Annotated in this window: 12 protein-coding genes; 10 read left to right on the top strand and 2 right to left on the bottom strand. The window is 39.4% G+C overall.

Annotated features, from left to right (window positions below):
- Positions 1-19: 19 nt before the first annotated feature.
- Positions 20-1513, bottom strand: coding sequence for a cobyric acid synthase (locus RT761_RS04800; RefSeq protein ID WP_218112939.1), 1494 nt, complete (start codon positions 1511-1513; stop codon positions 20-22).
- A gap of 244 nt (positions 1514-1757) precedes the next feature.
- On the opposite strand from RT761_RS04800, the gene RT761_RS04795 reads away from it, so the two are divergent.
- The 10 genes from RT761_RS04795 (at position 1758) to RT761_RS04750 (ending at position 13944) form a co-directional block, all read left to right on the top strand.
- Complete coding sequence (locus RT761_RS04795) at positions 1758-2924, top strand: IS481 family transposase (protein WP_218110800.1); 1167 nt, start codon at positions 1758-1760, stop codon at positions 2922-2924.
- An 843-nt stretch (positions 2925-3767) separates the two neighbouring features.
- On the top strand, positions 3768-4574 hold the full coding sequence (locus tag RT761_RS04790; RefSeq protein ID WP_218112938.1) for a hypothetical protein: 807 nt from the start codon (positions 3768-3770) through the stop codon (positions 4572-4574).
- A gap of 263 nt (positions 4575-4837) precedes the next feature.
- Positions 4838-5467: a hypothetical protein gene (locus RT761_RS04785; RefSeq protein ID WP_218112937.1), complete on the top strand. Its 630-nt coding sequence runs from the start codon at positions 4838-4840 to the stop codon at positions 5465-5467.
- Positions 5468-5649: 182 nt separating this feature from the next.
- Entirely contained in the window at positions 5650-6930 is a 1281-nt protein-coding gene (locus tag RT761_RS04780; RefSeq protein ID WP_218112936.1) for an efflux RND transporter periplasmic adaptor subunit, read from the top strand.
- 30 nt (positions 6931-6960) lie between these two features.
- Positions 6961-7719 (top strand): ABC transporter ATP-binding protein, encoded by a 759-nt coding sequence (locus tag RT761_RS04775; RefSeq protein WP_218112935.1) that lies wholly within the window; start codon positions 6961-6963, stop codon positions 7717-7719.
- A gap of 5 nt (positions 7720-7724) precedes the next feature.
- Positions 7725-8942, top strand: coding sequence for an ABC transporter permease (locus RT761_RS04770; RefSeq protein ID WP_218112934.1), 1218 nt, complete (start codon positions 7725-7727; stop codon positions 8940-8942).
- A 116-nt stretch (positions 8943-9058) separates the two neighbouring features.
- A complete protein-coding gene (locus tag RT761_RS04765) occupies positions 9059-10483 on the top strand; it encodes a TolC family protein (protein ID WP_218112933.1) in 1425 nt (474 codons plus the stop codon).
- Positions 10484-10683: 200 nt separating this feature from the next.
- A complete protein-coding gene (locus tag RT761_RS04760; protein ID WP_218112932.1) occupies positions 10684-11832 on the top strand; it encodes a TolC family protein in 1149 nt (382 codons plus the stop codon).
- A gap of 79 nt (positions 11833-11911) precedes the next feature.
- A complete protein-coding gene (locus tag RT761_RS04755) occupies positions 11912-12589 on the top strand; it encodes a response regulator transcription factor (RefSeq protein ID WP_218112931.1) in 678 nt (225 codons plus the stop codon).
- Positions 12586-13944, top strand: a complete 1359-nt coding sequence (locus RT761_RS04750) for a sensor histidine kinase (RefSeq protein ID WP_218112930.1) — start codon at positions 12586-12588, stop codon at positions 13942-13944. Before RT761_RS04755 ends, RT761_RS04750 begins: the two co-directional genes overlap by 4 nt.
- 10 nt (positions 13945-13954) lie before the next feature.
- Here the strand turns inward: RT761_RS04750 and ddlA are convergent, their stop codons facing one another.
- Positions 13955-15064, bottom strand: a complete 1110-nt coding sequence (gene ddlA, locus RT761_RS04745; protein ID WP_218112929.1) for a D-alanine--D-alanine ligase — start codon at positions 15062-15064, stop codon at positions 13955-13957.
- Positions 15065-15402: the final 338 nt, after the last annotated feature.

The raw sequence follows: 15402 nt of genomic DNA, 5'->3' as shown, positions 1-15402 counted from the left end.
AAAGATCCTCCTGTTGTATTTAAAAATTCTCCATCAAGCTTTCTATCCTTTCAATATCGAGGCAGGTTTCAAGAAAGTCTGCCAAACGGTCAAGCTCTTCTTCTACCATTTCCTGCCAGGATGGGGAAACCGCGGAAATGGTTCCTAACCCTTTTCTTTTGCGAAGCAAATTGACAAAATATCTTCTAAACGATCCATCATCAAACAAACCATGAAGGTAGGTTCCGAATATCTGATTATTGATTACTATACCTTCAGGTTCGATTCTGTTCCCCAAATTGAGATTAAAAAGCGGTTCGTAGGCTTGTTGGATAAAGCCTTTCCCCTGATGAATTTCATATCCTTTCACAGAAATGTGTTCAGCTTTCGCCAAACATCCTTGCAAGGTTTTAAGGGTCTTTTCTTTCTCAAAAAAGGTTTTCATTGGAATAATTCTCAATCCATCCATTTCACCTTGGTAGTCTTCATTCCCATCGATATCTATTATAGATTCTCCCAGCATCTGATAACCACCACATACTCCTAACAGCACGCCACCATTGTTGATATAACTTTCCAAACGCTCTTGAAAATTAAATTTTTGCAGCCATTGAAGGTCTCGAGTAGTATTTTTACTTCCGGGAAGCATTATTACATCAAACTTGCTAAGATTTTCATCGGGAAAAATGTATTGGATTTCCACATCAGGCTCATTCGTTAATGGATCAAAATCGGTGAAATTTGAAATATGGGGAAGACGAATAATACCGACTTGAATATCAGCGGTTTTGGGTAACTTATACGAGTTTTCAATTTTTTCCGTCATACTATCTTCATCTTCCAGCTGAAAGCGAGAATAAGGAACAACACCCACAACTGGAATTTGAGTTAATTTTTCAATTTCTTTCAATCCTGGTTCTAAAATAGCATAATTCCCTCTGAATTTATTGATAATAAAGCCCCTCAGCAATTCTCTTTCCTCTTGAATCATAAGTGCCCAGGTTCCATAAAGTTGTGCAAAAACTCCACCTTTTTCAATATCACCAATGAGAAATACTGGTACCTGTGCATATCGAGCTACTGACATGTTAACTATGTCCTGTTCTCGTAAATTTATCTCTGCTGGACTACCAGCTCCTTCAATGCAGATGAGGTCATATTCTTCAGCAAGTGAATTCATACTTTCGACGACCTTTTCCCAGAGAAATTTTTTATACTGATAATACTCATAGGCTTCATGAGTCTCCCAGATTTTTCCACGAACGATCACCTGGCTCATGCAGTCTCCCTGGGGTTTCAGTAAAATTGGATTCATTCGAGAATCAGGATCAATCAGAGCTGCTCGAGCTTGCAGCATCTGTGCTCTGCCTATCTCCTCACCAAATGGTGTCACCCCCGAGTTTAAAGACATATTTTGCGCTTTAAACGGAGCAACTCTTATGCCTTTTCGCGCAAACATTCGACAAAAACCTGCTGTAATTAGGCTTTTTCCAACTCCAGATCCAGTTCCTTGAAACATAATATAGCGTGCCATAAACCACTCCTCGAAAATATACTGTTTCAAATTTTATCATAGGGAAGAGAATTTCAGCCTATCCTGAAAATACCAGAACGTTTTTTAAGGTAATTCTTTTAGAGCAACTCACCAGGATTTCACTCTGTTCTGGGCTTTCACCCTCATCCTCACCTTCTCGGTATGATCCGGACACATAGGTAACAGAAAGTTCCTGACACATAGGTAACACTTTGTATACTACTGGCATAAGGAGGAATGCCTTATGCCATGGACGGAGGTACACAAAGTGGATCTCAGACAAGAATTGATTTATCGTTATCTCAACAAGGAAAAGGTGACAGATTTGTGTCGAGAATATGGAATCTCTCGAAAAACCGCCTATAAGTTTATTCATCGTTTTCAAGCCTTTGGTTTGGATGGACTTAAAGATCAATCCCGACGTCCTCATCACCTGGCGGGTCAAACTGATGCCCTGACCGAGCAAATGATTCTGGATACCAAATTCAAGCATCCCAGTTGGGGAGCTAAAAAGCTCAAGCCCGCCTTGGAAAGACAGTATCCCGATATTGTCTTTCCAGCAATCAGTACCATCAGTGCCATCTTATCTCGCCATGGACTGGTGAGATCACACCCTCGTCGATTGAGAAGAAGTGTGCCAACCAGTCAACTTCGAACCAGCCATGAACCCAATGAGATCTGGTGTGTCGACTTTAAAGGACAATTTCGAACCCAAGATCGGAAATACTGTTATCCTTTAACCATCACCGATCACTATAGCCGGTATCTCCTTGCCTGTGAAGCTCTTTCCTCTCCCAGCATTCAAGAATCCCTTCCGGTCTTCAAAGAGTGCTTTTCCACATATGGTCTTCCCCAGGTGATCCGCAGTGATAACGGGAGTCCCTTTGCTTCTCTTCACTCTCCCTTTGGACTCACTCAACTCTCGGTGTGGTTAGTGAAACTCGGCATCATCTTAGAGCGCATTGATCCGGGACATCCAGAACAAAATAGCCGTCATGAACGGATGCACCGCACCTTAAAAGAAGAGGCCTGTCAAAAACCAGCCACCAATCTTTTCACCCAACAAGACCGCTTTGAAACCTTTAAAACCATCTATAACACCGTACGACCCCATGAAGCAATCAACCAAGAAACCCCAGCTTCCTGGTACCACAAAAGTGACCGGCCCTATCCAAAAACCTTAAGTGATTGTGAATATCCTCATCATACGCTCACTCGTAAAGTCGATTCCTCAGGACGGATTTCTCTTTATGGCAACCGTCTGATCAGAATCAGTAAAGTCTTTGCTGGTGAACTTCTCGGATTCAAAGACTATACTCATTCCTGGTTAGTTAGTTTCTCTACCTATGATATTGGTATAATTGATAAAAAGACCCTTACTTTTGAATCAACGGAGATTCAAGATGATTAAAAAGTGTTACCTATGTCCTTAGACTAAAGTGTAACCTATGTCCCCGTTCGTACACTCCCATCAAGGGAGAAGGAACTCTGAATTCTTTTGTTCTTTTTTCCCTCGCCCCTCGGTGGGAGAGGGTCAGGGTGAGGGGGCAACTTATTTTCATATTCATCTGGTGCTGCGAAAGCAGCATGAAGGTCTATCCTGAAAATCTATATGTGGGCATGATAAATCAAGCCCCTACAAAAGAATTTAAAATTCCAAGGGCACAATGTATTATGCCCATTCTTTAATTAATGTAGCGACATGCCATGGCATGTCGAATCTTGGGTTTTTTAATCATCATCTGGTGCTGCGAAAGCAGCATACGGGTTTAACCTGTAAATACTTTCAAATGAATTCTTTAATCGGTCATCCGGATTGGTGCTTTCCCGCGTGAGGATCTCATCTGACACTGCCGGTGTCATCCTGAGCCCTCGCTTTTCGAGGGCGTGAGGATCTCATCTTTACATTATTTTAAAAAAATTACTAAATGAGATTGCCACGTCACTGCGCTCCTCGCAATGACGGAGCAGATGGATGAGATTGCCACGTCACTGCGTTCCTTGGAATGACGGAGCAGTGAAAAATTCAAATCCCCTTCATCTCCTTTTTCTAAAGGGGAGAGTTTCCCCTCACCCCTTAATGGAAGAAAGTAACGTTATTAAATCAGCAAACTTTTAAAATTTTTGTTATAGAAAAGAGTATAATAACAAACAACAATTAACTATCCCAGCAAACTAACACCTCATATTACGCTCATTCTTTCCAAAAAACTGCGGTTGATTTTTTAATTTTTTTCTTTAGGAGGGAAAACCGATGTGGGGAAAGAAAAAACTTCAAAACCAAGTTGTTCTCTGTATCGTTTCAGGATTGTCAATTAGTATATTAATAGCAATTATGACTTGTTGTGAGGGTACAATCGGTACATCTTGTACTGATAATACCAAGTTTTGCGCAATTATTAAAGAACTGGCACCTTCTGCAGTACAACCCGCTCTGGAAGATTGTCCAACTTCATTAACCATCTGTGATGGGGACCAGATTGAACTCTACTGGAAAGCTGATGCTTCATTAACCAGTAATGTCCACATCACTGGTCCGGGTGGGGAAAGTTTTGATTTCCCCATTTCCGAAGGGCATGCTACTGTTACACCTCGAACCTCGGGAGACTGGAATGTCCAATTTACTGGAGGCGGTTGTACTTTTAATAAATCAATTAACGTTCGTGTTATCAAAGGCGAAGAACCTTATACCATTGTGGCTAATGGCAATATCGATATTGGATTTTTCTGTGACATCAACCCCAAAAGCGTATCCAAGAATTTAATTGTAGCGGCAATACGGTCAGCTCAGTGTGCCGGCGTCTCAGAATATTGGGAAAATTGGGGCTGTAAGAAATCCAATTGGGATGGCTCCAAACCAATCTATTTTAATATCACCAGTGATGATGGATCAGCCAACTTCACCCCACTTGCTGGACGTTGGCGTTTTGATCCGTCTGGCTTAGGAGGAACCTATACCTATTCAGCAAAATCTGCCTGTTTCCTAGCTACCATCCGCTGTGAAAAGTCTGATATTTATCCAACACCAACCCCGACACCGTGGCCAACCAGAAAACCTTAATTGTAGTAAATTTTAAAAATTACTTATCTACTTGCTTCTGAACTAACTATGAACTCATAACGAATTCGCAAAAACCTCTCCGGGTTGCCATAATAAAAAGATGGCAACCCGGCAACAATTACTTTTTACCAATTCAATTTAAACTCCTTCCCATAATTTCCCATATTTTTTTGATAATTCCTCCAAAATCGGAGTTTATACTTCATTTACATTGTAAGGTACAATCCATTAAAAATTCCTCCACTGAAAGGAATGGTAAATTAATGAAAAAATTCATAGCTATTGGAAGTGTCCTGGTGATTTTGTTCATCACCTTAACTGGAGTTTCTTTTGCCGAAGGAAGAAATGGTCCAGTATTTATCAATGAAATGAGAATCCATCAAAAAATGTACATGCTTCTTCTTTCAGAAAAATTTACCCCAGAATTGACCAGTGATTGGGAAACTGAATTGAATCGACGTGATGCCCTTAGGGGAGAAATTATCCAACTCCACAAAAATAAAGAACCAATAAATCGAATCCTTGAAAATTTGGAAGAAATTAAAAACCGACTCAAAATTTTAGAAGAAAAAATTGATAAAAGAAAAACGCCAGTCGGACCTGAAATGGATGAAGAAAAAATGCATCTTGAAAAGGAAAAACCTAATTTTAGAAAAGGACCGAGGTTTCCCCAACAAAGATTTTTAGACCAGAAAAACCAATTATTCTTTAAAAACCAAGGAGTTGCGATGGAAAAAAACCGAGAACTATTTAAGAAATTCACTGAAGCCGTTGAAATTGGTGATGAAGTTCAAATTAAATCCATACTTCCCTTGCTTTTTCAACAACTCCAAGAGAGTAACCAACAATTGGAAGAACATCTTGAAATTTTAAAAAATAGGAATGAGGAATAGAACTTACTCTCATTTCTCCTCCTTTCTGTTACCCCTCCTTGGCTAATTTAGTTCGAAAGGAGGAGATTACTTAATAAAAGGAAGGGGACCTTCCGGATTAAAATGTATTTTTTTCGAAGGATCCTCTTCCTTTTTATCTAGAAATCATCTTTTTAATAATCAGGAAAAAGGAACGTGGAAAAATGAATAAAAGTAAAAAAATGGTTCTGGTTTCCATTGTACTTATTTTTATACTCACATTAATTATTTCCCTTTTCATTTTCAATAAGTCTCATTCTACTCAGGCCCAAGACATAAGCATCCCCACCATTCAGGTAATCGAAGGAACAATACGAGAAACCATTGAAGCCGAGGGTAGTTTGGCTCCCTCTGAAACAGTAAATGTAAAATCAAAAGAGGATGGTTACAAGGTTGAAGTTGTCTTGATTGGAGAAGGAGATTCGGTCACTAAAGGACAAGAGCTAGTAAAGCTTGATGTTAGCGATTATGAAGCCAATCTAAAAAGAGCCGAGGCCGAGCTCTTATCAGCTCAGACTAAACTCAAAAAACTTATAGAGGGAGCTACCGAATTAGAAATCACCCAGGCAAAAACGACTCTTGAACAAGCTCAATTAAATCATGAAAATGCTCAAATCCAATTCGAAAGAAACCAAAAACTTTTCGAGAGTGGCGCCGTTTCACAACGAGAGCTTAACGAAAGTCAAAACCAAATGGAAATTTATAAACAAAACGTTATATCTGCTCAAAAACAACTTGATAATCTTTTAGATGGTTCAGATCAAGACGATATTAAAGTTGCCCGAGCTCAGTTAGCCCAAGCAGAAGCTAACGTTGTTGATGCCCAAAAAAAGATTGAATATGGAACCATTACCTCGCCGATTGACGGTGTTGCCATAGATGTTTCAGTAGAGAAAGAGGATGTTGTTACCCAAGCTAAGACCCTAATTACGATTGGAAATTTAGATCAAATGAAAGCACTGGTAGCATTCAATGAAATTGATATTCCCAAAATAAAAACCGGTGCAAAAGCAGAAATTACTCTCGATGCTTTTCCTGGTGAAATAATCAAGGGAGAGGTGTCTTTCATTTCCTTGAAGTCACAAGTTATTGATAATATCGTAACCTATGAAGGAGAAATTATAATCCCCAATTCAGATAGAAGGCTCTATCCAGGAATGACTGTCGATGCAACTATCATTGTAAATCAAAGTGAAAACACCTTATTGCTCCCCTTAGAAGTACTGATAGAGGAAGAAGGAAAAACCTTTGTTCTTATTCCAGGATCACAGAAAGAACCTGGCAAAATCTTTATAAAAGTTGGTTTAAGAAATGATGAATTTTTTGAGATATTAGAAGGTCTTAAAAAAGATCAGGAAGTAATGATTCCTTCTGTAAATATTCAAAATTCTTTACCCAATCGAGGACTGATGGGTATGGGTGGTCCACCCCCCACTGGAATGTAAAAGCAAATAACAGCTATTAGGAGAAATTTCATGAACGAAAAAACCAATTCACCAGTTATTGACGTTAGGAAATTAGGGAAAATCTACTTTTTGGAATCAATTCAAGTCAATGGCTTAACCAATGTTACATTCCAGATTTATCCGGGTGATTTTATCTCAATAATGGGACCTTCTGGTTCAGGAAAATCAACCCTGATGAATATTTTAGGATGTCTAGATACACCCACCAGTGGCCAATATTTTCTTGATCAGGAAGAGGTATCCCACCTTGAAGAAAACCAGTTGGCAATGATTCGTAATCGTAAAATCGGTTTTGTTTTTCAGAGTTTCAATCTTTTGCCAAAATTAAACGCTTTTCAAAATGTTGAACTTCCACTCCTTTATGCCGGCATCCCTAAAACCAAAAGATGCGAAATAGTGAATCCTCTCTTGGAAAAGGTGGGGCTTAGCCAAAGAAAATTTCATCGTCCGAATCAACTTTCTGGAGGCCAAATTCAACGAGTTGCAATCGCTCGTGCTCTGGCTAATAATCCATCAATCGTCCTTGCCGATGAACCAACCGGTAACTTGGATACTCGATCCGGGGAAGAAGTTTTGGAAGTTTTTCAAAATTTAAATGAACAAGGAAAGACCATTATATTAGTCACTCACGAACCGGATGTTGCTTTTCATTCCAAACGGATACTCCGATTTTGTGATGGGCAACTAGAAAAGGAAGAATCCGTTGATGATCCGACTCAAGCAGAAGAAGTTCTCCAGATGGCAAAAGAAAACTTGGAGGCAATATAATCGTTATGAACATATTTGAAAAACTTCAAAGTGCTATTTCGAATGTTTTATCCAACAAACTTCGTTCTTTTCTTACCATGTTGGGCATTATTATCGGAGTCGCAGCAGTTATCACCATGGTTTCGGTCGGTCAAGGAATGAGAACCAATATTACTTCCCAAATTCAAAGTCTGGGGTCTAATCGTTTAACAGTAAGACCTGGTTTCCAAAGGGTACCCCCTGGAATGGGAGTCATGCAAAGAGGAGGCATGAATATCCTCACTTACGACCACTATTTAGGATTAGGAAATTCCCCAGTTAGAGGAATAAAAAATATTGGGGCCCAAGCGTCAACCAACAAGGTTGTTACCTTTGGGAAGGAAAGCACCAGAACCAGCATTATAGGAACTACTCCAAATTATCCTGTGCTTGAAAATTTTAAACCAGCTAAGGGGCGTTTTTTTAGCCAATATGACCTGGATCATATGACCAGAGTCGTTGTATTGGGTCAAACGGTTGCTGAAGACCTTTTTGGCAATGATGACAGTTCCAATATTGGCAAAAAAGTAAAAATTGGAAATGTTAGCTTTACAGTTATTGGAATAATGGAGAAAAAAACCAGCATGGGCATGGATCGTGGTGATCAGGTGTTTATTCCTATTACAACAGCCCAAAAAAGAATTACGGGAAGTAAATACCTACAAACCATAACCGTAGAAACGAACACTATAGAAGATATGGATAGTGTAAGTGATTATTTGGAAGCCTATTTTCTACGAAAATTCGATAACGATCCGGATAAATTTGATATTATGAACTCACAAGATATTTTAGATACCGTTACTAACGTGACCGGTAGCATTACCCTTTTTTTAGTTATTATTTCGGGAATATCTCTCTTAGTTGGTGGCATCGGTATCATGAATATCATGTTGGTTTCGGTAACCGAGCGGACTCGGGAGATAGGATTGCGAAAAGCCATCGGAGCGAAGACCACTGATATCCTCTCCCAGTTTATGATTGAAGCTTCAGTCTTGAGTCTTACCGGTGGATTAATTGGAATAATTTTAGGAATACTGAGTTCTTTCATTGTATCCAAAGTATCCAGCTGGAGTACCACCATTTCCTGGGCTTCGATAATATATGCTCTTGGCATTTCCGTTGCCGTCGGGCTATTTTTCGGAATATATCCGGCACGCCGTGCCAGTCAACTCAATCCAATTACCGCTTTACGTTTTGAATAAATCATTTTAGATTATATTCATGGAGAACTACCAGTTTTTAGAAGAAGCATTCATTAATGATTCGTGATTATTTATCGACATAGAACTTGTTTCCCCCAATGAGGTGATGATCAATCATGACATACCGAGGACTCAGCAAAAAGAGGAATAGCTTCATTGCTCTTTTGGTTTTCATCGGATATTTTCTGGTCTTTTCTCCTTTTGATGCCAATGCCAGTGATACTGGAGAAAAGGAAATCAGCTTGACCCTATCCCAGGTAGTCGAATTCGCCCTTGCTACTGATAGCCAGATCCTGGATGCCCAGGATAACTATAAAATTGCCCAGTCGAATCGCCGTCTTGCTCAAAAGGAAAAAGGGTTCAACCCCACCGTTCAAGTCACTGGAGATGTAGCCTTGGTTGGAGAGGCAGAATCAAATGCTCAGGTTTCAATCAGTGATTCGATTGCCTTGAATGAGACCTCCAGTGATCTTGCCAACCAATTGGAGCAAGCTGACCTTGCCCTCAGCCAAGCCCAGAATGCTCTCAAGAATGCCGAAGAGAATACCAAACTGAAAGCCATCACCGCTTACCTGGAAGTTCTCAAAGCTGAATGGACCGCCGAGATGGCCCAGCGAACCCTTGAACAAGCTCACACTCTCCAGGCTGATATAGAAAACCAGTACCAATTAGGAATGGCCTCATCGGTGGATCTGCTCAAGGCCAAACAAACCGGAGAAAGGGCCCGGATCAACCTCGAGCAATCCAACCAAAGTTTGCTTTTCAAGAAACAGCAGCTCAATCAAATGATCGGGTACCCTCTCGACACCCCAATCACTCTCGAGAAGGATTTTCCCTACCAGCCACTGGATGAAGAATTGGATCAGTTAACCACCCACGCTCAATCTGACCATACTGACCTCAAGGACTTGCTCTGGCAAAAAGAAATCGAGACCATCACCTTGAAGCAGATTGAACGGAACCGTCAAGCCAAAGTTCATCTCATTGGATCCTATGTTGAAGAAAACTATGCGGTCCGGTTTGACCTACAAAGCCCCGATTGGGTCCTGGATTGGAAGGTCACCGGTCAGCTCTCAGAAGGGGAGGATACCTTCTCAACCAGCGCCATCAATCAAGACCCTTTTACTCCTTCGGCATCCGGCTGGGGACTGGGGTTAGAAGTAACCTGGATTCCCTTTGATGGGGGGATCTCCCGAGAACGAAAACTACAACAGGAAATCATCCTGGCCCAAATCGAGAGAAAGCTGCAGGCTCTGCCTGATTCCATCACCCTTGAGGTATTGGATGCCTACCAGCTCTTCATCCAATCCGATCAGGACACTCTCACCGCTCAGTTAGAAATGCAAATCGCTGAAGAAACCTACCGACTCCAATCCCAGCAGTATCAGGCTGGTTTTATCACCGACCGAACCCTCAAGGAGAGTGAATTGGCTCTGGAGAATGCCAAACTCAATTACCAGAAGGCGGTCTATGGGTTTATCCTCTCGAAGGCGCAGCTCTTCAAGGTGGCTGGGAGGGAGATTGTGGTTGAAGAGTTGTAGATATAGATAAAGAGAGTTTGGGAGTTGATAAATGATTCTCTATCAATTAAAATTGCTTACTTTCATTTTCAAAGAAAGATTTTTCATAAAAAATGAAGAAGAAATAATAGGACCGTATTTTGTTTTATACAAAAAAGATTTTTCTTCACAATGATACCTGATAGGATATTTAAAAAAGAATAAAACTGGAGGTTAGGAATATGTCTTCAAAAAATAAGAATAAGAAAAAACCGTATCGCCCTTTCATGTTTGGAATGGTAATCTTGTCTTTCATTTTGCTTATGACTTTAATAACCTTTGCCAATGAAACTAAAAAAACCCCTCTGACTCTTTCAGAAGCAGTTAAAATTGCCTTAGAGAATGGAAATGATATGAAAAAAGCTCTATTTGAGCTAAAAAAGAGTGAATTGACCTATCAACAAACCAAAGCAGATTTACTTCTAAATCCATCTATTTTAAGCGAGCTATCCAATCAAACCGCACTTTTGGTTGCTCAACGCAACTATGAAATCACTCGTTCCAGTCAGGTACAAGTCGTAGAAGAAGCTTATTACAATATCCTCAAACTCCAAAGGTTGGTTGCCTTAGCTCAAGAAAACATTAACCGTTCTCAAAAACAATTAGAAAATGTAAGAGCTAAATATTCATTAGGAATGGTTGCCCAAATTGATGTCATCTCGGCGGAATATGAATTGTCAAAAGCTCAATCCGATCGCTTGAATGCAGAAAGTAATTTACAAATTGCCAAAATGAATTTTAACCAGCTTTTAGGAAGAGATTTAAACATTCCGGTTGAATTAACCAGTGAGTTGACATTTAATCCCTCAGTCGTTGATTTGAAACAAAGCACAGACTACGCCCTAACCCACCGTTTAGAGATAAAAAAAGCCGAAGATGAAGTTGCTTTAAAAACCAAGGAAGTCCAAGTTAATACCAATGACTATACTCCTCTTCTTAACCAAAAGAAATCACAAGTTGATTTAGAAATTTCGAAAGTAAGCCTAAAAAGCATTCAAAATAACATACTTATCGAATTACAGCAAAATTACGAATCGTTAAAAACTACCGAACGCAATGTTCCTTTGCAAGAAAAGAATTTAACCAAAGCTAACGAATATCTTAAAATCGCTGAAGCTCGTTTCGATGCCGGAGCCATTACCAGCATCGAACTCATCGATGCTCGAAATGATGCCTATGAAGCCGAAAATGCCTATTTACAAGCGGTTTTTGATTACAATGTAGCCATGTCGAAATTTTATAATTCTTTAGGAATGTCTCTTGAAGAACGGATGAAGGCATTCCCTTATGACGGATCAAAACCAGCTTCTCAGGAACAACCAACAGAATAAGGAATGCCATAATTTAATCAGCAAGAATTATCAGTTAGAACTTTAAGGATTTAAAACCAAAAAGGAAATGGATGTCAACATGAAGTATATTATTTATTTAGTCGAAGATGAAGAAAATCTGAACCAACTTTTAACTTCCTACCTAAAAAAAGAGGGATGGGAAGTCTATTCATTTCTTAACGGAAGCGAAGCCCATAATAATATCACCAAAAAACCTCACCTGTGGATACTGGATATTATGTTACCTGATATCGACGGCTATCAAATTATTCGAGAAATCAAAGCTTTTTCCCCGGATATACCGGTTATTTTCATTTCTGCTCGCGATGCCGATCTTGACCGAATAGTTGGGTTAGAAATGGGGAGCGATGATTACCTTCCCAAGCCTTTTCTTCCTCGGGAATTGGTGATTCGATGTCGAAAAATTTTAGAAAGAACTTATGAAAAAAGCCTCAATGCAACATCAGAAAACTATATCCATCTCCCTCCTTATACCATTAATACTGACACCAGAAGCGTTCATAAAGAAAAACAACTCATCGAGTTGACTTCGAAGGAATTTGATCTCCTGTGTATTTTTGCCGAAAATCCTGGAAAGGCTTTTACTCGTGAGCAAATCATTGAGCAGGTTTGGGGGATTGATTATTACGGAACCGATCGAGTTGTTGATGACTTACTGCGGCGCCTTCGCAAAAAAACCCCTGAAATCCGAATTGAAACAATATACGGATTCGGTTATCGATTGGTATCATCATGATGATGAAAAACCTGCCACTCGCCATTCAAATTTGGTTGATTTTTGCCCTTTTAATCATTGTTGTAACAGTAGCTTTGCTTTTAATTATTCCTTTTTCATTGGATCGTTTTTTTATTAATGAAATTTATGCCAACATTGAGAACGGTCAGGATACTTTTCAATCAGGAGAAATTTGGCAATTTCCCAGAAATTTACCTCCTATTGTAAATGATGAAGCCGACCAAAACATTCGAACGGTACGACACCTTTTGTTTAACAACGATAAACAAATATTCCCGCCCAATCCACTACCAAGATCGGTATTAGAAAACTTTATAAAAATAGCTCAATCACAAGAAATGGATTTACAACGATATCAAGAAGTCATAAGAGGAAACCGCATGTTTTACGTAATACGCCGAATTTCCTCACCAACGGGTAATTTTTATTTACTTTCCTATATGTGGGATAGTTATCGCCAAAACTTGGTCCGTACCCTGTTCCGTCAGCTTTCTTGGGTGATGGGGATGGTATTTGTTCTAAGCTGGATTCCGGCCATTATATTAGCCCAATATCTCACTAAACCTTTGGTTTTTTTGGAAAAACATGTCAGTCAAATAGCCAAACAAAACTGGGAAGAGCCAGTCGTCATTCAACGAGAGGATGAAATTGGTCGCCTGGCGAAGTCAATCGATGTTTTAAGAAATCGTTTAATTAGACAAAATGAGATACAACAAAATTCCTTGCAAAACATTTCCCACGCCCTCAAAACTCCGGTAATGGTCATAAGGAGCTACGCTCAGTCAATTCTTGATGGAATCTTTCCTAAAGGAAATCTGGAGGCTTCGGTTTTAGTAATCGACCAAGAAGCTGAGCGTTTACAAAAAAGAAATCGGGATCTTTTATATCTAACTAAACTTGACGTCCTTAACACTATTAATCAATCTCAAGACCAGTATCGACTTGATGAACTGATCATAGATGTCATGAACCGTTTCCAAGTAAGAAGAAAGGATATCAAGTGGATTACTGATCTTGAGGATACGAACTATTCCGGTGATTATGAACAGTGGACTGTGGCCCTGGAAAATTTATTGGATAATCAAGTCCGATATGCTCATAATACCATATCAATTTCACTCAAGGCTCAGCCCAACTCCCAAATTCTCATCCAGGTTGGAAATGATGGACCTCCAATCGAAGAAAAGACTATGAAAACACTTTTTGAGAAATTCCATCCTGGCATGAAAGGCGAGTTTGGACTCGGTCTATCTATAACTGCAAGGATCATTAAACTCCATGGTGGTACCATATCGGTTGCTAATCAGGAAAAGGGTGTTGCCTTCTCTATTTTAATTCCAGCTCAAAAATCATGACGAGTGAATTTTAATACTCTTCATAGGTGGTTTTTAATTTTTGATCCCGTTCTGCCCGCTCAATAGCTAACTCGATGAGACGAGTTATTAAGTCTTTATAAGATAAACCACTTGCTTCCCAAAGCTTGGGATACATACTGATCTGGGTAAACCCTGGAATAGTGTTCACCTCATTTACCAAGAGTTTTCCATCCTCCTGCAAGAAAAAGTCAACACGTGCCATTCCTTCGATTTCTAGTACTTGGAAGACTTTTAACGCCGCTTCTTGAATTTTTTTTATTAAATTATCAGGCAACTTGGCTGGAACCTCAAGATTTGCACCATTCTCATCCAGATATTTTGCTTGGTAAGAATAAAATTCGTGGTTGGGTTTAATTTCACCCGGAAGGGACGCTTCCGGATGTTCGTTTCCTAGTACTGAACATTCGATTTCTCTGCCCAGTATACATTCTTCTATTAATATTTTTTGATCATAAAGAAAGGCTATATCGATGGCTGGCTTAATTTCATCAACAACTTTCACTTTGCTAATTCCCACTGAAGATCCCAGATTAGCTGGTTTTATAAAAAGAGGAAGACCGAACTCGGCTTGGATTTGAAGTGGATCAATTCTATTGCTATCTACCTGACGAACAACTTGATAATGAGGGATAGGAATATCAGCATCACGAAGCAGGCGTTTGGTTACCTCTTTATCCATACCAATGGCTGATCCCAGTATTCCGGCACCAACAAAGGGAATTCCGGATAACTTTAAAAAACCTTGAATTGAACCATCCTCACCGTTGGTACCATGTAATACCGGAAATACGACATCAACAGGTTTTGTTTTTTCCTGGGTTGATAGTTGGTATAAAAAATCGACCTTTCGGCCAGGTATCAACGCGAGTTGTTGATCGATCTTATTGGTAAGAGATTTCAATCGACGGCTTGCATTATATTCAAGAAAGATTTGTTCATCACTGAAGTGCCATCCACCTTGTTTGTCAATACCAATCAGTACAACATCGTATTTTTCCTTATCAATAGATTCATATATGCTCTGTGCTGATAAAATTGATATTTCATGCTCAACCGACTGACCACCAAATAATATTCCTACTTTAATTTTAGATTTCAATTGGGTATTAGCTCCTTTAATAATCAAAAAGTATTCAATGAATTATATATCATATTATGGAAACGAATTATCAATCATGTAAATATAACATCGTTTTACGTTACCGTCATCCTGAGCGGTGCTTTCCCGCGTGAGGATCTCATCTTTTCATCATTATAAAAAATACTAAATGAGATTACCACGTCGCATAGGACGCTCCTCGCAATCAGGCTGTGTCATAATTATTCTGTAAATTTTTTACCACCTCTTATGTTAATATTTTACAGTAATATTGGGAATAGATAACCAAAAAACTGAAGATAAATAGAATGTATCCTCCACTTTCAAGCTCTTCTTGG

The organism is Atribacter laminatus (assembly GCF_015775515.1).
Taxonomy (GTDB): Bacteria; Atribacterota; Atribacteria; order Atribacterales; family Atribacteraceae; genus Atribacter; species Atribacter laminatus.
This window is presented reverse-complemented; position numbering and strand designations above follow the sequence as displayed.